Consider the following 21,518-nt stretch of genomic DNA (forward strand, 5'->3'; position numbering starts at 1 on the left):
TTGAATGTGTTCAGGATGAGCGCATTCTGCCGAGCCGATGCTATTGCGGCAAGTCGCAGGGCGACGAAGTCCCGAAACCGGCCCGTGAACCGGCTTCCCGTTCGACCGAAGTGTGGCGCAGGAGCCCTGTAAATACGAAAGTTCCATGTCACATTGGGTGCTCTTTCCTGTAGGATAGCGGCTTTGCCAGGTTATAGCTCAGCCAGCTTCGTCCCGAAAGAGACCGCGGAACGCCCGTTCCGCCTGGACGCGAACCCTGCAGTTCTCAAACCTGTAACAGTCAACGTGTCGCGGACCCGGCCAGCCCGGTCCGCCGGGAGTGTATGGAGCGTCCCCTGCCACCGCGCGCTGCTGCGCGCAGCCGCATCGCCCTTGCCTGCATGACCGTGGTGCTGGTCATTGGCGCCGCCGAAGCGGCGCGCTGGACCCGCAGCGCCCGCGCCGCCGCCGCGCCGTCGACCCTGCCGTCGGTCGTGCCCGGGCGCGCGACCCTGTCCGAGCTGTCGCGCTCCCTGATCCCGATGCCGCGCAACACGCCCTCTGCCCACGCCAGCGCCATGGCCACCCTGCCGGGCGACCGCATGGTGACCTTCTGGTGGGCCGGCAGCCGCGAGAGCGGTCCGGACGTCAAGGTCTACGCATCGCAGTGGCACAACGGCAAGTGGGGCGAGCCCTGGGAAGTCGCTAGCCGCGATTCGCTCGGCAAGGCACTCGGCTTCGGCGTGCGCCGCATCGGCAACCCGGTGGCCTGGACCGACCGCAGCGGACGCATCCACCTGTACGTGGTTGCCACCGGCCTGGGCGGCTGGGCAGCCTCGCGCGTGGCCCACATGGTGTCCTCCGACGAAGGCGCTTCGTTCCAGATGAAGCGCGTGCTGCCGATGTCGCCGCTGTTCAATACCAGCGTGCTGGTGCGCACCAATGCCGTCGGGCTGGTCGACGGCGGCTGGTGGTTGCCGGTCTACTTCGAGCTCGGCATCAAGTACCCGATGCTGATGTCCTTCGGCCCGGACGGCGAACCGGCCGGCCTGGGGCGCATCGGCGCACGCACCACCACGCTGCAGCCGGCCATCGTGCCGGTCTCGCGCAACGAGGTGCGCGCCTGGATGCGCGACGCCAGCGACGAACGGCGCGTGCAGCACGCCTACAGCCGCGACGGCGGCGCCAGCTGGGAAGATTTGCCGCCGCTGGACCTGAACAACGAAAGCACCTCGCTGGCCGCGCTGCGCCTGGCCAACGGCGACTTCCTGATGCTGCACAACCACATGGGCGCCCGCGATTCCTCGCGCAGCACGTTGCGCCTGTCGCTGTCGAAAGACGGCCAGACCTGGCAGAAGGTGGCGGACGTCGCCACCGGCGGCGCCGGCGACGAGTTTTCGTATCCAACCATGCAGCAGGTCGGCAATGAGCTGCACGTTACCTATACCTTCCAGCGCCAGGCGATCGCGCATCACCGGTACCGGATCAGCATTGGGGAGAACATCTGATGGCATTGCCTGAACTCGGATTGCAGTTCGTGTACGCCCGCCTGGCCTGGGGCCTGGTGCTGGCCGCGCTGGTCGCGGGTGCCTGGCCGGCAGCCTGGCGCATGCCGCCGCGCGCGCTGGCCGGCATCGTGGCGGGCAGCCTGCTCCTGATGGCGCTGCCGGGTGCGGCCTCGCCGGCCTGGCACCTGGGCCTGGCCTTCCAGTACCCGAGCGCGCTGCTGGCCGCCCTGTGCGTCGCCCGGCTCCATGCGCGCTGGCGCGGCGAACGTCCAGGGACCATGCCGCCCCAGCTGGCGGCCGCACTGGCGCTGGGCGGCGCGCTGCTCTACCTCGACGCCTTCGGCCTGCTCTCGCGCGGGTTTTACTATGCGGGTTTCGGTCCTGGTGCGGCGCTGTGCGCCGTGCTGCTGGCCGGGGCCTGCGCCTGGTCCGTGCTGAAAGGCCGGGCGACAAGGCCGTCCTGCGCCGTCCTCGGCGCCCTGCTGCTGTTCTCGCTCCTGCGCCTGCCGAGCGGGAACCTGGCCGATGCGCTGCTCGACCCGCTGCTGTGGGCCTGGGCCCTCGCGTCCCTCGGCGCCGCCGCCCTGCGCGCCCTGCTCGGCCGCACTAGCCGCGCGCAGCCGGCCGCGGTCCAGCATGAGCTGCCGGCGCTGCACAGCACCGGCAACGAACCGTTTTCACCCATCAAGGAGTAATCAGTGGCCAACAAGCAGTCGCTTCTTCATCCCGCCATCGCCACCGGGATCGTCATCAATCTCTTCATCCTCGTCCTGGCGCTCGCCAACCGGGGCGACACGGCCGCCCTGTGGCACATCCTGATCGAGGATGGCATCGTCGAATGGATGCAGTTCCTGTGCTTTACCGTGATCTCGATGCTGCTCGGCTTCGCCTTTTTCGAACGCCTGAAACGCGCCGACCGCGGCGTGCTGGAACTGCTGGCGCTGGGCGGCCTGAGCCTGCTGTGCGCATTGGCCGCGCTGGAAGAGATCTCCTGGTTCCAGCGCATCCTGAATGTGCAGTCGTCCGAATACTTCCTGCAGAATAACCGCCAGGGCGAGACGAATATCCACAACCTCGCGGTCGGCGACGGCAGCCTGCACAAGAACGTGCTGCTCAAGCTGATCGCCATCGCCGGCCTGACGCATAACCTGATCCTGCCGCTGGTGGCGCGCTTCAAGCCGGGCGTGCGCAGCTGGGTCGAAAGGCTCGGACTGTACCTGCCGCCGCTGTCGGCTTCCATCATCTACCTGGTGCTGGTGGCGCTGTCGCACGCGCTGATCGAGCATCCGCGCAAGGGCGAGCTGGGCGAGATGTTCGGCGCCGTGCACTACCTGGCGACCGTGTTCGCGGCCTACTTCGCCGGCGTCCAGTACACCCGCCCGACCCTGTTCGAGAACCCGGCCGACATCCGCCGCTTATCAAGGCTGTTCGCCAGCTGGATGGTCTTCCTGCTGCTGCTGGCCTGGCTGCTGAGCGCCGGCGCGGGCGCCGGCGCGCCTCCTGCCGTTTGATGTTCTTGTAGGGTGGGCGGATTCCGCCCACGCGGCGATAGTTAACGGCCAGATCATCCGGCCCGTCCGCGGAGCTGCAACAATCACCGCGTGGGCAGGAGACCTGCCCACCCTACAACGTCCCCTTAAAAGCCGTAGTTCATGCGGGCGTAGATGAAGCGCCCGCCACGCCCGAAGGGCGCGTAGTTCGCGAACGGCGTGTTGCCGGTGGTGTTCAGCGCCGGCGGCTGGGTTTCCGGATACTGATCGAACAGGTTATCCGCACCCAGCGCCAGGCTCAGTTTCGGCGTGAGCGCCACCCGTCCTTCCAGGTCCACCACCGTCTTCGCCCCCATCCAGAAGTCCAGCGCCGCCGTGGTGCCGGGCGAGAGCACCTTGCCGTAGCGGGTGGCGCGGAAGGTCGCACCCCACTGGCCGAGCTTCCAATTCACGTTGGCGCTGATCTTGTTCTCCGGCTGGCCTTTCTCCAGCGAGAGTACGTTCAGGCGGTCGAACAGCACCGGCGCCGGGTTCAGGGCTGCGAGCTGCGCCGTCACCGGGGTCTTGGTGACCTTGGTGTCGGTGAAGTTGCCGGCCACGGTGAAGTCGAAGTTACCGGCAGCCGCCGTCTTCCACGGCCAGCTCACCACCACGTCCACGCCCTGGGTGCGGGTATCGACGCCGTTGATGAAGAAGCGCCCGCCACCGACGCCGTTGATCCCTTGCGCGATGATGTAGTTGCGCACGTTGGTCTGGGTCAGGTTCTCGGACAGGACGATGCGGTCCTCGATCTCGATGCGGTAGGCATCGATCGTGATGCTGAACGGATCGAAGCGCAGCACCGCGCCGAGCGAGGCGTTGATCGACTTCTCCGCTTCCAGCGGCCGGGCGCCCAGTGCCACGGCGACCCGGTCGGTCGGCTTGAAGGTCGTGATCTCGAAGGGCACGCCGTTGATGAAGTTGGTCGAGGTGGCGGTGAAGTTCTGCTGCTGCGGCGACGGCGCGCGGAAGCCGTTCTGGATCGCGCCGCGCAGCGCGAAGGACTTGCTGAAGTCGTAGCGGCCGGAGAGCTTGCCTGCCAGGCTGTTGCCGAAGTCGGTGTAGTGTTCGCCGCGGACGGCAACCGAGGCCAGGAACTCGGGCGTGATGTTCGCTTCCAGGTCGACGAAGGCGCCGACTGCGCTGCGGTGTGCATCGACCTCGTTCGAGGGACGGAAGCCCGGAAACACCTGGGCGCCCGGCGCCGCCGGCACGCCGCTCGGCAGGATCTCGGGACCGGCGCGCCAGGAATCCGGCTCGCCCGCGAACAGCTCGTAGCCTTCGCGCCGCGCCTCCACGCCGACCGCGAGGTTCAGCGGAGAAGACAAGGCCCCGACATCGAGCGAGCGCACGCCGGTCAGGTTGAACACCAGCTGGTCGTAGGCATAGCCGCCGGCATAGAACTCGCGTTTGCTGGTCGGGCCGATCGAGCGGTTCAGCGTGTTCTGGATGTCGTACTTCATCTTGTTCTTGCCGTAGCCGAGCGAGGCGTCCATGTCCCAGCTGCCCTGGGTCCAGGTGACGCCGCCGGTGAGCGCGAAATCGTCGACGGTGGGCGCGATGATCGGCAGGAAGCCGTCCGGGTAGATCGAGATGATGTTGCGCGCGTCCTGGGCCGGGCGGAAGAAGCCGCCGGAACGGGCCTCGCGGTTCTGGTAGCTCGCCCAGCCGTACAGCTTGACGCCGCCGCCCAGGTTGGAGCCCGCATTGGCAAAAACGGTCGCCTGCTCCATCTCCGGTTCGCCATACCAGGCGTTAAAGCGGTTGATGGTGAGTTCGCGCGGATCGAAACTGCCGTTGGCCAGGCGCGGGTACTGCTGGCGCATGTCGTAGCCGCTGCGCTCGGTGCGGTGCTGGTCCTTGTACTCGGCCGCGATGGTCAGGTAGCCGTCCACGCCCAGGGCCAGGCCCTTCCACAAACTGACGGTGGCGGTCTGGCCGTCGGTGCGTTCGCGCGAGCCCGGTGCGGTCCAGCTTGCGCCACTAGGTGCGACATCGTTCCACAAATCGTATTCGGTCTTGCGCGCGCCGTAGACAACGCTCGCCTCGCCGCCGCTGCGGTCGGTGCGCAGGCGCAGGTTGACCACGCCGGAGATCGCGTCCGAGCCGTATTGCGCGGCGGCGCCGTCGCGCAGCACCTCGATGCTTTTCACGATCGCGGTCGGGATCGTGTTCATGTCCACCGCCGCCGAACCGCGCCCGATCGAGCCGTTCACGTTCACCAGCGAGGACGCGTGGCGGCGCTTGGAGTTCACCAGCACCAGGGTCTGGTCCGGCGCCATGCCGCGCAGGGTGGCCGGACGGATGGTGTCGGTGCCGTCCGTGATCGCGGGGCGCGGGAAGTTCAGCGAGGGCAGCGCGATCGACAGCGCCTGGTTGATTTCGGTGCTGCCGGTATTTTTCAGGGTCTCGGCCGAGATGATGTCGACCGGTGCGGCGGTGTCGAGCGCGGTGCGGTTGGCGACGCGGGTGCCGGTCACCACCACCGTGGCCGCGGCGCCGGGATCGGTGGACGCGGGCGCGGCGTCCTGGGCGTGGGCGCTTGAAAACAGTGAGGCGATGGCGAGGGCAAGGACGGTTTTTTCCGTTACAGTTTTGTGCATCGTGATTTTCCTCTTGTTGTTGGACCGCGCCGGACTCGCTGCATGCGAAAGGCGCCATTCGATACTGCTGGGCACGCTAGAGGATGTCAATTCGGAAACTTGCAAACCAGCATATTTACAACAGTCAGGCTGGCGTAAGGATGTGCTGCCGCGCCCTGCTACACTTTTCACTCTCACACTGAGCAAATATCGATATGCAAAACGCGTTGTTTCCAGGCTTTCGCCAGTTTCGTATTCCGGTCGACGACAGCGTGTCGATCGCGGGCGTCGTGGGCGGGGCGGGTCCGCCCCTGCTGCTGCTGCACGGCCATCCGCAGACCCATGCGATCTGGCACAAGCTTGCGCCCGCCCTGCAGCAGCACTTCACTGTGGTCGCCTGCGACCTGCGCGGCTACGGCGATTCATCCAAGCCGGCGGGCGCGCCTGACCATATGAACTACAGCAAGCGCACCATGGCCGCCGACATGCTGGCCGTGATGCGCGCACTCGGTTTCGATGACTTCCGCGTGATGGCGCACGACCGCGGCGCGCGCGTGGCGCACCGTTTGATGGCCGACCATCCACAGGCGGTGCGCCGGGCCGTGCTGCTCGACATCGCGCCGACCCTGGCGATGTACGAAGGCACGGGCGAAGCCTTCGCGCGCGCCTACTGGCACTGGTTCTTCCTGATCCAGCCGGCGCCGCTGCCGGAACGCCTGATCGAGGCCGATCCGGCTGCCTACCTGCGCGACGTGATGGGCCGGCGCAGCGCCGGGCTGGCGCCCTTCGATGCGCGCGCGCTGGCCGAGTACGCGCGCTGCCTGGCCCTGCCCGGCACTGCCCACGGCATCTGCGAAGACTACCGCGCGGCGGCCGGCATCGACCTGGAACATGACCGTGCCGACCGCGACGCGGGCCGCCGCATCGACACGCCGCTGCTGGCGCTGTGGGGCGCGCAGGGCGTGGTGCAGCGCTGCTTCGATCCGCTGCTGGAGTGGCGCAAGCTGGCCACCCGGGTCGAAGGCGAAGCGCTGGACTGCGGCCACTACATCCCGGAAGAAGCGCCGGACGCCCTGCTGGCGCGTGCGCTGCCCTTCCTGCTGGGCACCCAGCCTGCGTGAGAAACCGAGGATTTTCGCTCTTCCAACTCTGGTATCGTTCGTGCGCGCCCGTCCATACGGCGCGTCCAAGACATACCTGAAGGAGAGAAGAATGAAAAAGCTGTACCTCGTCATCGCCTTGGCAGCCGCCGTCGGCGTCCTGGCCAGCGGCTGCACCATCGTCGACACCGGCGAAGTGGGCTTGCGCGTCAACTTCGACAAGACCATCGAACCGGAGGAACGCGTCGCGGGCAGCTTCAACCAGACCATCGTCGGCAAGATCCTCACCTTCCCGGTGAAGGACGTCACCGTCGACGTGCAGAACCTGACCCCGCTCGCGGCCGACAACTCGACCATGAAGGAATTCGACATCAGCGTGATCTACAACATCACACCCTCGTCGGTGTCCGACCTGTACATCAACAAGAGCCGCTCCTTCCATACTGTGGACGACAGCGGCGACATCTACCTGATGCATTCCTACATCTACCAGACCGCGCGCAATGCCGTGTACAAGACGGCGCGCAAGTACGAGGCGCTGAACATGAACGACAACCGCGCCCAGATCGAGCAGGAGATCCAGGAAGTGATGGCGGCCACGCTCAACGAGGAAAAGCTGAGCGGCATCGTGATCTCGCAGGTGCGGGTCGGCAGCATGGTGCCGAGCGACGCGGTCAAGGCCAGCGCCGACAACCTGGTGCGCGCCAAGAACGAAGAGAAGACCAAGGAAGTCGAGGTCCAGATCGCGAAGAAGGAAGCCGAGCGGATCGCCGCGCTGAACGCCAACGCGGGCGCCATCAGCTACATGCAGGCCCAGGCCCAGATGAAGATCGCCGAAGGCATTGCCGAAGGCAAGGTGCAGACGGTCGTGATTCCATATGACTTCAAGGGCATGGTCAACATCACGTCGAAATAAGCCGGTTCACCCGCCGGCATGGACGGACCGGCTCCCGTCCACGCGTTTCAGGCGCGCGCCACCCCGGCGGGCGCTTCCTTATAATCGGTCGCCGCAGGTCCTCGCACGGGCCTGTGCACGATGCTCCCGGGCCGGCGCGCTTGCCGGCAAAGTTCCCTCTCAAGTGTTGATCGGCACCCATGGACCGTACCGACGAGGACTTGTTTGCATCGACCGGCGACGGCACGGCGCCCCGACGCGTACTTGATTTACGCCAGGCAGTTGCCCTGATCGTTGGCGTGGTCATCGGCGCCGGCATCTTCAAAGCCCCCTCCATCGTCGCCGGACTCAGCGGTAGTGCCGACTGGATGTTCCTCATGTGGATACTCGGCGGACTGATCTCGCTGGTGGGCGCCCTGTGCTATTCGGAACTCACGACCGCCTATCCGCACCCCGGCGGCGACTACCATTTCCTGCACCGCGCCTACGGCCGCGGCACCGCCTTCCTGTTCGGCTGGGCCCGCTTTGCGGTGATCACCACGGGGTCGATCGCGCTGCTGGCCTTCGTGTTCGGCGACTACATGCAGCAGGCCGTGCCGCTGAGCATGCTGCCGGACGGCTGGGGCGCGACCGCCTATGCGGCCGCCGTGATCGTCGTGCTGTCGCTGCTCAACCTGCAGGGCCTGCGCGCCGGCGCCGGCGCCCAGATGTGGCTGACGCTGGCCGAGATCGGCGGGCTGGTGCTGCTGGCCCTGGCCGCGGCCTTCTTCACCGATCCGGCGCCGGCCATCGCCGCCCCGGCGACCGCGGCAGCGCCGGTGTCCTTCGGCCTGGCCATGGTCTTCGTGCTGCTCACCTATGGCGGCTGGAACGAAGCGGCCTACATCAGTGCCGAAGTGCGCGGCGGCGCGTCTTCCATGGTGCGCGCGCTGACCTTCTCGATCCTGATCATTACCGTGCTCTACCTGATGGTGACCTGGGCCTGCCTGCAGACGCTCGGCATGCAGGGCATGGCAAAATCCGAAGCACTGGCCGCGGACGTCATGGGCCTGGCCTTCGGCGCCTCCGGCGAGCGCGTCATCTCGGTGCTGGTCGCCATCTCGGCGCTGACCTCGATCAACGCCACCATGATCGTCGGCGCCCGCACCGGCTATGCGATGGGGCGCGACTGGCCGCCCCTCCGCCGCCTCGGGCGCTGGGACGGCGAACGCGGCACCCCGGCGGTGGCGATGTCGATCCAGTGCGCCGCCGCGCTGCTGCTGGTCGGCATCGGCGTCGCCTTCGGCAGCGGCTTCAAGTCCATGGTCGAGTTCACGGCGCCGGTGTTCTGGCTGTTCTTCCTGCTGAGCGGCGTGTCGCTGTTCGTGCTGCGCCGGCGCGAGCCCGACCTGCCGCGCCCGTTTCGCGTGCCCCTGTATCCGCTGCTGCCCCTGCTGTTCTGCGCCACCTGCGCCTGGATGCTCTGGTCCAGCCTGTCCTACGTGTACAGCCAGTCGCTCGGCGGGCTGAACGCGGCCTGGATCGGGGTGGCCGTGCTTGCCAGCGGATCGTTCCTGCTGCTCTTCCTCGACCGCAAGGAACGATCCCGCCCCTAGACATTCCCGAACCCACCTGAAGGAGATTGCACATGCATACCGACCAACGCCGTCGTACCCTGCTGCTGTCCGCCGCCGCCACGGCGGGTTCGCTCGTCCTGCCGATGCGCGCCTCGCTCGCGCAGGACGCGGTCGAGCCGAAGAATCTCGATGTGCCCTACGTGCCCACGCCCCAGGACGTGGTCGACCGCATGCTGGAAATGGGGCGGGTCGGCAAGAACGACGTGCTCTACGACCTCGGCTGCGGCGACGGCCGCATCGTCGTCACCGCCGCCAAGGCGCGCGGCGCGCGCGGCACCGGTATCGACCTGAATCCCGTACGCATCGCCGAGGCCCAGGAAAACGCCAAGAAGGCGGGCGTGAGCGACCGCGTCAACTTCAAGGTGGGCGACCTGTTCCAGGCCGACGTATCGCCGGCCACCGTCGTGACGCTCTACCTGCTGCCCTCGGTGAACGTCAAGCTGCGCCCGCGCCTGTGGCAGCAGCTGAAGGTCGGCACCCGGGTGGTGTCGCACGCCTTCGACATGGGGCCGGACTGGCCGCCCGAGAAGAAGGACGAGGTCGACGGCCGCACGATCTACTACTGGACCATCACCCAGGCCAACAAGAAGGCGGTGAAGGCCTGAGCCGGCCCAGGCTCGGCTCTTACGGGGCGCCGCTCGCGGCCGGCGCGCGCGGCCCGAGGCGAAGCGTCTCGCCGATCGCCAGCACGCCGAAGGCATCGTCCGCCACGCCCTGCGCCTGGCGCGCAATGGCGAGGTCGCGCGGCGCCTGGTCGATCCGCTCCTGGCCCATCGGGAAGGTGCCCCAGTGCATGCCGACGCTGCGCCGCACGCGCAGCTCGCGGTGGATGCGCACGGCCTCGTCCGGGCTGACGTGGGAATTGCGGTACCACACCGGCTGGTAGGCGCCGATGCCGATCGCGGCCAGGTCGAAGCCGTCGGGGAAGCGCGCGGCAATGTCCTGGATATCCCTGGAATAACCGAGGTCGCCCGAGAAGAAGAAGGCGAAGCCGGGACGGGTCATGGCCCAGGCGCCCCACAGGGTTTCGTTGCGATCCCAGGGCGTGCGCGAGGACCAGTGCTGCACCGGCAGCAGCTGCAGTTCCAGGCCGCGGTAGCTGGCCTTGTCCCACCAGTCGAGCCGCACGATGCGTGAACGGTCGCCGCCGGTCACATGCCTGGCCAGCCACAGGTCGATGCCGAGCGGCGCGTAGAACATCGGCGCCCCGCCCTTCTGGCGGTACAGCGCGCGCAGCGAATCGAGCGACAGGTGATCGTAGTGCGAGTGGCTGATCAGGACCGCGTCGATGTGCGGCAGGTCGCCCAAGGCCACGCCGGGCGCCTGCAGGCGCTTCGGGCCGGCAAAGGAGACCGGCGAGGCGCGCTCGTCGAATACCGGATCGGTCAGGATGTTCACGCCGTTGCCGGTCTGCAGGAGAAAAGTCGCGTGGCCGATCCACGTCAGCGCCGTCTCGCTGCGGTTCTGCTGCAGCCAGCCCAGGTCCGGCTCTACCTTCGGCACCGAGGCCAGTGGAGCACGTTCGGCGCCATCCGAGGTCCAGTTCCTGATCCTGCCCGCCCAGCCGGCGAAGAAGCCGGTATTCGTGCTCACGGGCCGCTGGTAGGCCGGATTCGGCGCGTAGTTGTTGGCAAAGCCTTGCGGCCGGTGGTGGGATTTGCTGGCGTCGTAGTAGGGATTGACGCTGCTGCAGCCTGCGGCGAGCAGGACAGTAGCAAAGGCGGCGACGCGGAAAAGACGCTGCATGGGGTGCACTGGGCAGTGGGAAAGGGCCAGTATAAGCGAAGCTCCGTGCACGCCCCGGCACTGCCCGGGCCACCGCACCCGATGCAAACAAGATTTGCATGGATGAGCTTCCATGCAAATATTATTTGCAATTTATGCAAAACTACGCGCCCCCGCCCGCATTTTGCCATTTCCTTATTATTGTCCAGGATGTAAGCTTGAGGGTCCAGCCCACGCGCTGGCACCGCCCGCGGCCCCAACCCTGCGCCCCGGGCCCCGTCTGGCCATGAGCGGGACCGCACGAGGGACAATCCGTGCGCGTCCGCTGTCATTCTGCTACCGTATCAGGGGCGGCGACAGCAGACCAGCCTGGCCGGGGCGCGCAGCGCGCCCGTGTGCCGCGTTTTTCACTCATTTGGCGATTCAATTGGCTTTCAATATGACCCCTTCGACAGACACTGATACCGGCCTCCCCCTCGACATGATCATCTTCGGCGGCATGGGCGACCTGGCGATGCGCAAGCTGCTGCCGGCGCTCTACATGGCCTTCCTGCACGGTAACCTGCCGACGCCGACCCGCATCATTTCGACCGGCCGCCAGGAATTCGACCGCGAAGCCTACCTGGCCCACATCGAAGCAAACTCGCGCAGCTTCATCGCCAGCAACAACTTCAACGAAAAGACCTGGGACGGCTTCCTGCAGCTGCTCGAGTACGTGCGTCTCGACGTCCAGCAGGCGCCCGATTTCAGCGCCCTGGCCCGCGCCACCCATCCGGGCGCCCAGCGCGTGTTCTACCTGTCGACGGCGCCGGCCCTGTTCACCACCATCTGCGACAAGCTGGCGGATGCCGGCCTGGTCGACGCCAAAGCCCGCGTGGTGCTGGAAAAGCCGCTGGGTCACGACCTGGCGTCCGCCATCGAGATCAACGAAGCGGTCGGCAAGCACTTTGCCGAATCGCAGATCTACCGCATCGACCACTACCTCGGCAAGGAAACCGTGCAGAACCTGATGGTGCTGCGCTTCGGTAACTCGATCCTGGAACCGCTGTGGCGCGCGCCGAACATCTCGAGCGTGCAGATCACGGTGGCCGAGGAAGTGGGCGTGGGCAGCCGCGCAGGTTTCTACGACGGCACCGGCGCCATGCGCGACATGGTACAGAACCACCTGCTGCAGCTGCTGTGCATCGTTGCCATGGAGCCGCCGACCTCGCTGTCGCCGGACGCCGTGCGCGATGAAAAGCTGAAGGTGATCCGCTCGCTGCGCCGCTTCGGCCTGGCCGACATCGCCCGCGACACCGTGCGCGGGCAATATACCCACGGCGTCAGCGGCAACCAGGAAGTGCCCGGCTACCACGAAGAAAAGAACGTCCCGGCAGACAGCAAAACCGAAACCTTTGTTGCCCTGCGCGCCCACATCGACACCTGGCGCTGGTCCAAGGTGCCGTTCTACCTGCGCACCGGCAAGCGCATGCAGCGCCGCTCGTCCAAGATCGTGGTCGAGTTCGCCAACCCGCCCTTCCCGCTGTTCCCGGACATGCCGGGCGGGGTCGCCAACCGCCTGGTGATCGAGCTGCAGCCGGAAGAAGCGATCAAGCTCCAGCTCATGGCCAAGCAGCCGGGCAGCGGCATGCAGATGCAGCAGGTGGCGCTGAATCTCGACCTGCAGTCCGCCTTCCAGCAGCGCCGCGCCGAAGCCTACGAGCGCCTGCTGATCGACGTGGTGCGCGGCCGCCTGACGCACTTCATGCGCCGCGACGAACTGGAAGCCGCCTGGGAATGGGCCGACCCGATCATCGAAGGCTGGAGCACGCTGGGCGAGAAGCCGCACCCTTATCCGGCCGGTTCCTGGGGCCCGTCGGAAGCCTTTGCCCTGCTGGCGCGCGACGGCTTCTCCTGGTTCGAGTAAACGATCCAGCCATATAGGCCAGCATTGATGAGAAGCACCGCGGCCGCAAGCAGCTGCTGCAGGCCGCGGCTCATCTCTCCCGGATAGATCAGCGGCAGCAGGTAGTGGTCGATGAAGCCGCCGCTGTAGCCCGAACCGCCGGCCAGCAGGCGCATGTGGTTCTCGAGGTAGGTCAGCGGGCAGATCGCGCCCAGCACCTCGATGCCGAAGCCCCAGGCCGCAGCAAGCAGGTGCAGCAGCAAGAGGCGCGGCCAGCGCGCCACCAGCAGCGCGCCGAACACGACGAACAGGATGAAGGCGAGGTGCGCGAGCAACACGGCATCCGCCAGGAAACGATAGACCACGCTTTGTCGATCTCTCGGGAAAGCTTCGGGTCTTGCAGTTTAATACGCCGCAAATGCCGCCGCCATTCCAAACGTGCGCGATTGAAGGCGCACCGCGGGCGGCGTAGAGTAGCTCTCCCAATCCGACGAGACCGCCATGCACGCACCGACTTCTCCGCAAGCAGCCGCACTTCCCGCCCTGCCCTCGTTTGGCGCCTGGGGCGCCGCGGCCCTCAAGAACATGGACCGTACGCGCCAGGAGCGTGGCCGGCTGCTCGACCGCGCCGGCTACGGCCCGCAGGAAACGCCCTTCACCCTCCTGCACAGCGAGCCCGGCCTGAACCTGCGCCGCTACGGCGACGAGCAGCCCGACGGGCCGGCGGTCCTGCTCGTTCCGGCGCCCATCAAGCGTTCCTACATCTGGGACCTGGCGCCCGAGATCAGCGTCGTGCGGCGCTGGATGGAGCAAGGCTACCGGGTCTACCTGGCCGAGTGGACCCAGATAGCGGACGACGACGACCCGGACTTCGGCCTGGACGACTACGGCGACCGCCTGCTGACGGCCTGCCGCCAGGCCATCGCAGCTGACAGCGGAAGGGACAGTGTCGCCATCGCCGGCCACTCGCTGGGCGGCATCCTGGCCGCCATCCACGCCTGCCTGCATCCGGAGCAGATCGACGCCGTCATCCTGCTGGAGTCGCCCCTGCACTTCGAGCACGGTTCCTGCTGCTTCCGGCCGCTGGTGAACGCGACGCCGCACGCGCGCCAGGTTGCGGACAACTTCCGCCAGGTGCCGGGCGTGTTCCTCAATCTCATGAGCGCCATGGCGGAACCCCACGCCTTCCAGTGGGAGCGCATGCTCGATCGCTGGCTGTCGCTGTCCAACCCGCAGCTGCTCGCCACCCACATGCGCGTGGAGCGCTGGACCCACGACGAATTCCCGCTGCCGGGACGGCTGTTTACCGAGCTGGTCGAGGAGCTCTACCGCAAGGATGCCTTCATGCGCGGCGAACTCGCGATCGGGGCGCGCCGCATCGGCCCGCAAGACCTGCGTTCGCCGCTGCTCGGCGTGGTCGACCCGCGCAGCAAGCTGATTCCTGAAGCGGCACTCGTTCCCTTCTGCGAAGCGGCGGCAAGTACACGCAAATGCCTGCTGCACTACGGCGGCGACATCGGCGTCAACCTGCAACACGTCGGGGTGCTGGTGGGCGCCAACGCCCACGCGCAGATCTGGCCGGCGATCTTCCGCTGGCTGGCATCCCGCGACGACTGAGGAGGGTGTCGGGGCGGGCTCTTCTAGGGTACCATGGCGGGTTTCGTCTTTCACTCGTATCAAGGACCGCCGTGTTTGAAGTACTCGCTCTCGACATGGGAGCCGCCATGAAAACCCTCGTGCTGACCCTCGACCTGGTCGGCACCTTCGTGTTCGCGCTCAGCGGCGCGACCGCCGGCGCCCGCCGCCGGCTCGACATCTTCGGCGTGCTGGTGCTCTCCTTCGTTGCCGCCAACTCGGGCGGCATCGTGCGCGACCTGCTGATCGGCGCCACCCCGCCGGCCGCGATCAGCGACTGGCGCTACCTCGCGGTTTCGATCCTCGCCGGCCTGGTGATCTTCTTCTGGTACCCGCTCATCAACCGGCTGCGCAACGCGGTCCTGATCTTCGACGGCGCCGGCCTGGCCCTGTTCTGCGTGGCCGGCGCCCAGAAGGCCCTGGTGTTCGGGCTGGAACCATGGATGGCGGCGCTGCTCGGCATGCTCACCGGGATTGGCGGCGGCGTGGCGCGCGACGTCCTGCTGAACGACGTGCCGGCCGTGTTCCGCTCCGACATCTATGCCGTCGCGGCGCTTGCCGGGGCCGCCGTGGTCGTGCTCGGCGACGCCCTGCAGCTGCCCACCACCGCCACCGCCTGCGCCGGCGCGGCCCTGTGCTTCGGCCTGCGCCTCGCCGCGATCCGCTTCGGCTGGCACCTGCCCACCGCGCGCACGCCGGAACACGGGGAAGAAGACAAGGATCCGAACCGCGGCGGCTTCCGCTGACGCCGCGCGGCTAGCGCTCGGTCAGGGTGATGCTGTCGCGTAGGCGAATGTCGTCCGACGCGCTTCCCACCATCAGCTCGAACTTGCCCGGTTCCGCGACCCACTCCAGCTTGCGGTTGTGGAAGGCCAGCGTGTCGCGATCGATGCTGAAGCTGACGGTCTTCTGCTGCCCCGGCTGCAGTTCGATGCGCTGGAAGCCCTTCAGTTCCTTCACCGGCCGCACGACCGACGCGAGCGGATCGCGCAGGTAGAGCTGCACCACCTCGGCGCCGGCCACCTTGCCGGTATTGGCCAGCGTGAACGAGAGCGTCAACTTGCCGTTCGGCGCCATCGCGCTGGCCGACAGGCGCAGGTCGCGGTAGGCAAACCTCGTGTAACTCAGGCCATGGCCGAAGGCATAGCGCGGCGTGTTGGGCGAGTCGATATAGGCCGACTTGTAGACGATGTTCTTCTCGTCGCGCACCGGGCGGCCGGTTTCGTACTGCTGGTAACTGATCGGCACCTGGCCCAGGTTGCGCGGGAAGCTCATCGGCAGCTTGGCCGAGGGGTTCACGGCGCCGAACAGCACGTCCGCGATCGCCCGCGCGCCTTCGCTGCCCGCGAACCAGGCATACAGGATCGCGTCGGCCTGCTCCGCGACGTTTTCGAACGTCATCGGGCGCCCGGCCATCATGACCACCACCGGGGTCTTGCCGATTGCGCGCAGGGCGTCGAAGAGTTCGCTCTGGCGGCCCGGCAGCCCGATGTCCGCGCGCGACTTGGCTTCGCCCGACATGTCCCAGCTCTCGCCGACGGCCAACACCACGGCGTCGGCCGCACTGGCCGCATCCAGCGCGGCCTTGAAGCCACGGTCGTCGCGGCAGGCCACGTCGCAGCCTGGCGCGTAGGTGACGCGGGTCCCGGGGCCGGCCTGCTCGCGCACCGCGTCCACCAGGCTGGCCAGATTTGCCGCGTCGGATTTCACGATCCAGCCTCCCTCGAGGTCGCGCCGGGCATCGGCCAGCGGGCCGATCACGGCAATCGACCCCAGGCCGCGGCGCAGCGGCAGCGCCGCCTTTTCATTCTTGAGCAGCACGATCGACTTGCCGGCAATGCGGCGCGCGGCCTGGCGATGGCGCGGGTCGTTCAGCGCCGCGCGTTCGCGCTCCGCGTTCGAGAAACGGTACGGGTCGTCGAACAGGCCCAGCTCGAACTTCTTGGCCAAAACGCGCCGCACGGCATCGTCGACCAGCGCCTCGGGGACCTTGCCGGCCCTGACCTGGGCCGCGAGGCCGGTCGAATAGGCGTTGCTCTCCATGTCCATGTCGCTGCCCGCCACCAGCGCCTTGGCGGCGGCGTCCGGCAGGTCGGCCGCGTAGCCGTGCACCACCATCTCGCGCACCGAACCCCAGTCGCTGACAACGAAGCCCTTGAAGCCCCAGGCGCCCTTCAGGATGTCGCGCTGCAGGCCGCTGTGGGCGGTGGCAGGAATGCCGTTCAGGGTATTAAAGGCATTCATGAAGGTAGCGGCGCCGGCATCGAGCGCCGCCTTGAACGGCGGCAGGTAGGTCTCGTGCAGCAGATGCTCGCTCATGTCGACGGCGTTGTAGTCGCGTCCCGCGATCGCCGCGCCATAGGTGGCGAAGTGCTTGGCGGTGGCCATCACCGATTCCACGCCGCCCAGCTGCTTGCCCTGGAAGCCGCGCACGCGGGCGGCGGCGATGCGGGCACCGAGGTAGCTGTCTTCGCCGGCGCCTTCCATGACGCGGCCCCAGCGCGGGTCGCGGCCGACGTCGACCATCGGCGCAAAAGTCCAGTGGATGCCGGAGCCGGCAGCTTCGCGCGCCGCGATGCGGCTCGACTCCTCGATCTCCTCCATGTCCCAGGACGCCGATTCGCCCAGCGGCACCGGGAACACGGTCTGGTAACCGTGGATGACGTCGAGACCGAACAGCAGCGGGATCTTCAGGCGCGACTGCAGGGCCAGCGCCTGCAGGCGGCGGGTATCCGGCACGCCCTTGATGTTGAGCATGGACCCGACCCGGCCACTGCGGATCTCGGTTTCCATGCTGCGCACCTTGTCGGTGGCCGGGCCGGTGAACTCCTTGCCGGAGAGCTGGTTCAGCTGACCGACTTTTTCCTCCAGCGTCATCTGGCGCAACAGCGCCTCGACGCGTTGCGCCACATCGCCCGCCTCCGCAGCCCCGGCCGGACCGGCGCCGAGCGCCAGGGCAGCCGCCGCAGCGGCTGCGGCAAGCCTCCATCCATGCTTCATCCATGTCCCCTATAAAACGTTTTACGCATTATGTTCCTACAAAGCTTCCCAACAGGACTATAACGTTAGGTTAAACGTTTTACAAGGTAACTCAGCAGCCGCTCGCTTTCACCCGTTCGACCTCGAGCCCGAACCACGGACGCAGGCGGGTACCGAAGACATTCCCGGCGAACGCCGCCACCAGCCACAGCCAGCCATGCAGGCTGCCGGACAGGATGCCGCTGAAGTAGGCGCCGATGTTGCAGCCGTACGCGAGCCGCGCGCCATAGCCGAGCATCAGGCCACCGACGACCGCCGCCGCCAGGGAGCGCAGCGGCAGGCGCCACACCGGCGCGTAACGTCCAGCGAGGGCCGCCGCCAGCATGGCGCCGACCACGATCCCGAAGTCCATCACCGAGGTGATGTCGTGCGAGACCGGCGCCGCCAGCGCCGCCGCATTCGATTTGCTGCTCCAGTAGGTCCACCTGGCGATGTCGATGCCCATGCCGGACGCCGCCTTGGCGCCCCACAGCGCAAAGGCCGAGGTGACGCCCCAGGGCCGCCCGGCCAGCGCCAGGGTGGCGAAGTTGAGGATCACGAGGGCGATGGCGCCGGCCAGCAGCGGCCACGGCCCATGCAGCCAGCGCGATCCCTGGACCGGCTGGACCTCGCTAATCACCAGGCGGCCGTGGCGGCGCTTCTCGACCGCCACGGTGATAGCCGCAATGGCGGCGAACACCGCCAGGTTCAGCACCAGCGCAGGCACCAGCCCGAGCACGGTCACCAGCGATATCGGCTTGAGCTGCGGCTGCGCGGTCCAGAACGGCATGTGGGCGGTGGCGATCACCGAGCCGGCGATGAAGGCGATCAGTGTGACGACCATGCGCGTGCTGCCGCCGCCAACCGTATACAGGGTGCCTGAGGCGCAGCCGCCGCCCAGCTGCATGCCGATCCCGAACAGGAAGGCGCCGACGATCACCGAGGTGCCGGCGGGCGACACCAGGCCGCTGACCGGATTGCCGAACAGCGTGCCGCTGGCCAGCACCGGGAAGAACAGCAGCACGCCGATGCCGAGCATGAGCATCTGCGCGCGCAGCCCGGCCCCGCGGCCGTCGGCGATGAACACCCGCCAGGCCGAGGTGAAACCAAAGGAGGCGTGGTACAGCGACACGCCCAGCAGCGCGCCGACGATGAACAGCGCCGACTGGCGCGGCCCGACCTCCTGCGCCAGGTACCAGGCGCCCAGCAGGATCAGGAGCAGCGAGACCCCGAGGGGCTTGAAGTTGATGTCGATGCGGCGCAGCGACGGTAGAGTTGTGGAATGGAGCATGATGAGTTGGCGTGCGAGCGACGAAAGCCGCCATTTTCGCGCGTTTCGTGTCGCGACGCGGGACGCGGGCGATATCCGTGCGGCTTGCAGGTCTTGGAGGCATGCGCACTCGGCGATTGAAGCATGTGGTAAGCTGCCGCCGAGCCAAAATTGTAATGCCAATAAGCATTGTTTTTCCTGGAACTGAGCATTTTTTTGTATCCGGAAAACCCTCGCAAGCAGATCCGCACTTGTTATCCTGATGACCCCTATTACCGATACGCGACCTAAACTGGCCTGGATCCAAGCCTTGCGTGGCATTGCTGTCGTGCTAGTCGTCTTGACCCACGCGCGCTACTTTTTCCTCGACACGCCAAGCTGGGAACTGGCTGAACAATGGCTTCGTCCCGGCGCCATGGGCGTCGACCTGTTCTTCGTAATCAGCGGCTTCATCATGGTCTACACGACCCGTCACATGGCAGGGACGCCGGCAGACGCGGTCGATTTTCTGGTGCGACGTTTCGCCCGCATCTGGCCACTATATGCGCTCATCACGGTGGTTTGGCTCACAGTCAACAACCTCGGACCAGGTTGGCTTCGCAACCCGTCGCAAATCAAGGCTCTCATGCTCAGCCTGAGCTTTCAACCAGTGAACCTGGAAAAAGCTCCCTTCTTCGACCCCGCGCTTCCCTTGGGCTGGACCTTGAATTTCGAAATGTATTTTTACCTCGTCTTCGGGCTGTGCCTGCTGCTCGGCCGCTGGCGCCTGCTAATGCTGGCAGGCTGGATCGTCCTTACCGTGATCCTGCTTCCTGCCGTCAAACGCGACCTGAGCTTCGACATTCTGACCAACTTTCACTTCTCGCTCGGCTACCTGAACCTGATGACCAACCCGATCATTCTCGAGTTTCTCGCAGGGGTGGGCATCGGCTGGCTGTTTCTGCAGGAGTGGTTCCGGCTGCGTTCGCAGACGGTCGCTCGGCATGTCGTGTTCCTGGCGCTGTGCGCGGCGGTATGGGCACTCTGGGGAGGGCCAGCCAATTTCCATGGGCCAAAGCAATGGGGCGCGGTGGCAGCGCTGATGGTGCTGGCGCTCGCGTTGGCGAGCAAGACCGTCACGCTGGTGCCGCCTGCCGTGCTGGTATGGTTGGGGACGATCTCTTTTTCCCTCTACCTGACCCATACCACCACCCAAGCGCTCGTCCATCACGCAGTCGCCGCAATCGGGGGCGAGGTGCACAGCTGGGGCCATGTGCTGCTCAGCACTGCCGTGGCGATCTCGGCTGCGGCCGCCGTCTACCATTACCTCGAAGTACGGCTGTCGAACGCAAGCACTGCGGCCTTGCGCGCGCTTAGCCTTGTCATGCTTAAGCGCATCGCTGCAAAAACCTAGTCCAAGGCGCGCTTGCGCGACTCGATGTCGACCATCCCGATCGCAGCGGCCCCGATCGCCAGGAAAGCCGCCAGCATGCCGAGCGCCAGCGTGAAATGCGTGGCCATCACCGGCGCCACGATGCTCGGCGCGAACAGGCCGCCGAAGCGGGCCACCGCCCCGGCCATGCCCATGCCGCTGGCGCGCAGTTCGGTCGGGTAGACCTCCGGCGTGAAGGCGTACAGCGCGCCCCAAGTCCCCAACAGCGCAAAGCTCATCAACAGGGTCGAGCCCACGACCAGCCAGGTGGCACTGCCCAGGCTGTAGGCCATGCAGCCGGCGGCGCTCAGCAGCAGGAAGCCGACCAGGGTCGGCTTGCGTCCCCAGCGCTCCACGCCATAGGCCGACAGCGCGAAGCCGGGCAGCTGCACCAGCGCCAGCACGATCAGGAATTCCTGGCCGCGCATGAAGGCAAAACCCTCCGCCGACAGGCGCACCGGCAGGTAGACGAACACGCCGTAATAGGCGATCGAGATCAGGCCCCAGGCCACAAACAGGGCCAGGCTGCGACGCCGCAGGCCGCCGGCAAACAGCGCCCCGAGCGAGCGTTTGACGGGATGCTCGGGCGCCAGCTGCGGGATCGGGCTTGTGCGGCCGTTGGTGCGGGCGACCCGTTCGAGCACGCTGCGCGCCTGCTCGCTGCGCCCGCTGCGGTTCAGGTACATGGGCGACTCCGGGACATACAGGCGCAGCACCACGCCGATCAGGGCTGGCAGGCCGGTCACGAAAAAGATGAGGCGCCAGGCGTCCTCACCCCAGCTGACGGCGACCAGGGCCAGCGCCGCCAGCGCGATGGTGCCGACGGCCCAGAAGGATTCGAGCAGCACCAGCCAGCGTCCGCGGCGGTCGCTGGGCAGGAATTCCGCCATCATCGTGTAGTCCACCGGCAGCGTGCCGCCGACGCCGATGCCGGTCAGGAAGCGCAGCGCCAGCAGCCAGGTGAAGTCCGGGGCGAAGGCCGATGCCACGCCGAAACAGGCGTCGACCACTACCGCCGCCATCAGCACCGGGCGCCGGCCGATCCGGTCGGCCAGGCGACCGAAGGCAAAGGCGCCGACCAGCATGCCGACAAAGAAGAAGGTGCCGGTTTCCAGCGCCTGCGGCAAGGTGACACCGAATGTCTTTGCGATCGAAGGGGCGGAGAAGCCGATCGACAGCACCTGCATCGCGTCGGCCATCCAGACCAGGCCGAAGATGGCGAACAGGCGGTACTGGAAGCGGCCCACGCCCGCCGTCTGGATGCCCTGTTCTACCGTCGCGCCCACTGTCGCCATCGTCGTCCCTCCGTAATGCAGTGCACGTGAGTTTGCCGTAAAGACGGGCATCGAACCGTGCATTGGGAAA

The 21,518-nt window shown here is 67.0% G+C and carries 17 protein-coding genes; 11 read left to right on the top strand and 6 right to left on the bottom strand.

All coding sequences use genetic code 11. From position 1 onward, the window contains the following. Positions 1-323: 323 nt before the first annotated feature. The 3 genes from LK539_RS18265 to LK539_RS18275 are packed head-to-tail and all read left to right on the top strand — an operon-like array spanning position 324 to position 2,998. Positions 324-1,487: a sialidase family protein gene (locus LK539_RS18265; protein ID WP_227802485.1), complete on the top strand. Its 1,164-nt coding sequence runs from the start codon at positions 324-326 to the stop codon at positions 1,485-1,487. Then, entirely contained in the window at positions 1,487-2,182 is a 696-nt protein-coding gene (locus LK539_RS18270) for a hypothetical protein (RefSeq protein WP_227802486.1), read from the top strand. The genes LK539_RS18265 and LK539_RS18270 overlap by 1 nt, the downstream gene beginning before the upstream one ends. Positions 2,183-2,185: 3 nt before the next feature. Then, positions 2,186-2,998 (top strand): hypothetical protein, encoded by an 813-nt coding sequence (locus tag LK539_RS18275; RefSeq protein WP_227802487.1) that lies wholly within the window; start codon positions 2,186-2,188, stop codon positions 2,996-2,998. A gap of 125 nt (positions 2,999-3,123) precedes the next feature. Here the strand turns inward: LK539_RS18275 and LK539_RS18280 are convergent, their stop codons facing one another. Then, positions 3,124-5,619: a TonB-dependent siderophore receptor gene (locus LK539_RS18280; protein ID WP_227802488.1), complete on the bottom strand. Its 2,496-nt coding sequence runs from the start codon at positions 5,617-5,619 to the stop codon at positions 3,124-3,126. A 194-nt stretch (positions 5,620-5,813) separates the two neighbouring features. On the opposite strand from LK539_RS18280, the gene LK539_RS18285 reads away from it, so the two are divergent. The 4 genes from LK539_RS18285 to LK539_RS18300 all read left to right on the top strand — a co-directional run bounded on the left by LK539_RS18285 (position 5,814) and on the right by LK539_RS18300 (position 9,814). Further along, positions 5,814-6,719, top strand: a complete 906-nt coding sequence (locus tag LK539_RS18285; RefSeq protein ID WP_227802489.1) for an alpha/beta fold hydrolase — start codon at positions 5,814-5,816, stop codon at positions 6,717-6,719. A gap of 91 nt (positions 6,720-6,810) precedes the next feature. Next, complete coding sequence (locus LK539_RS18290; protein ID WP_227802490.1) at positions 6,811-7,614, top strand: SPFH domain-containing protein; 804 nt, start codon at positions 6,811-6,813, stop codon at positions 7,612-7,614. Positions 7,615-7,793: 179 nt separating this feature from the next. Further along, positions 7,794-9,188 carry an APC family permease gene (locus LK539_RS18295; protein ID WP_227802491.1) on the top strand — a complete coding sequence of 465 codons (1,395 nt, stop codon included), beginning with the start codon at positions 7,794-7,796 and terminating at the stop codon, positions 9,186-9,188. Between the two features lie 32 nt (positions 9,189-9,220). Beyond that, positions 9,221-9,814 carry a cyclopropane-fatty-acyl-phospholipid synthase family protein gene (locus LK539_RS18300; RefSeq protein ID WP_227802492.1) on the top strand — a complete coding sequence of 198 codons (594 nt, stop codon included), beginning with the start codon at positions 9,221-9,223 and terminating at the stop codon, positions 9,812-9,814. A 19-nt stretch (positions 9,815-9,833) separates the two neighbouring features. Here LK539_RS18300 and LK539_RS18305 read toward each other — a convergent pair whose 3' ends face one another. Beyond that, on the bottom strand, positions 9,834-10,955 hold the full coding sequence (locus LK539_RS18305; protein ID WP_227802493.1) for an MBL fold metallo-hydrolase: 1,122 nt from the start codon (positions 10,953-10,955) through the stop codon (positions 9,834-9,836). Between the two features lie 418 nt (positions 10,956-11,373). On the opposite strand from LK539_RS18305, the gene zwf reads away from it, so the two are divergent. Next, positions 11,374-12,840 (top strand): glucose-6-phosphate dehydrogenase, encoded by a 1,467-nt coding sequence (gene zwf / locus LK539_RS18310; RefSeq protein WP_227802494.1) that lies wholly within the window; start codon positions 11,374-11,376, stop codon positions 12,838-12,840. Here the strand turns inward: zwf and LK539_RS18315 are convergent. Next, positions 12,765-13,184, bottom strand: coding sequence for a DUF2784 family protein (locus LK539_RS18315; RefSeq protein WP_227802495.1), 420 nt, complete (start codon positions 13,182-13,184; stop codon positions 12,765-12,767). The genes zwf and LK539_RS18315 overlap by 76 nt on opposite strands. A gap of 136 nt (positions 13,185-13,320) precedes the next feature. Between LK539_RS18315 and LK539_RS18320 the strand changes: the two genes are divergently transcribed. Both LK539_RS18320 and LK539_RS18325 read left to right on the top strand, forming a co-directional pair. After that, positions 13,321-14,436 carry an alpha/beta fold hydrolase gene (locus LK539_RS18320; protein ID WP_227802496.1) on the top strand — a complete coding sequence of 372 codons (1,116 nt, stop codon included), beginning with the start codon at positions 13,321-13,323 and terminating at the stop codon, positions 14,434-14,436. A 107-nt stretch (positions 14,437-14,543) separates the two neighbouring features. Then, the gene (locus tag LK539_RS18325) at positions 14,544-15,200 is read left to right on the top strand and encodes a trimeric intracellular cation channel family protein (protein WP_227802497.1); all 657 of its coding nucleotides are present in this window, start codon (positions 14,544-14,546) and stop codon (positions 15,198-15,200) included. 10 nt (positions 15,201-15,210) lie between these two features. Here the strand turns inward: LK539_RS18325 and bglX are convergent, their stop codons facing one another. Together bglX and LK539_RS18335 are read right to left on the bottom strand one after the other, a co-directional pair. Next, positions 15,211-17,454 carry a beta-glucosidase BglX gene (gene bglX / locus LK539_RS18330; RefSeq protein ID WP_227802498.1) on the bottom strand — a complete coding sequence of 748 codons (2,244 nt, stop codon included), beginning with the start codon at positions 17,452-17,454 and terminating at the stop codon, positions 15,211-15,213. A gap of 91 nt (positions 17,455-17,545) precedes the next feature. Then, on the bottom strand, positions 17,546-18,763 hold the full coding sequence (locus LK539_RS18335; RefSeq protein WP_227802499.1) for a YeeE/YedE family protein: 1,218 nt from the start codon (positions 18,761-18,763) through the stop codon (positions 17,546-17,548). Positions 18,764-19,004: 241 nt separating this feature from the next. Here LK539_RS18335 and LK539_RS18340 point away from each other — a divergent pair, with 241 nt between their 5' ends. Beyond that, positions 19,005-20,135: an acyltransferase gene (locus tag LK539_RS18340; RefSeq protein WP_227802500.1), complete on the top strand. Its 1,131-nt coding sequence runs from the start codon at positions 19,005-19,007 to the stop codon at positions 20,133-20,135. On the opposite strand, the gene LK539_RS18345 is transcribed toward LK539_RS18340, so the two are convergent. Further along, complete coding sequence (locus tag LK539_RS18345) at positions 20,132-21,448, bottom strand: MFS transporter (protein ID WP_227802501.1); 1,317 nt, start codon at positions 21,446-21,448, stop codon at positions 20,132-20,134. The genes LK539_RS18340 and LK539_RS18345 overlap by 4 nt on opposite strands. Positions 21,449-21,518 lie beyond the last annotated feature (70 nt).

Origin of the sequence: Massilia sp. IC2-476, assembly GCF_020707295.1 — a bacterium.
Lineage (GTDB): Bacteria > Pseudomonadota > Gammaproteobacteria > Burkholderiales > Burkholderiaceae_D > Telluria.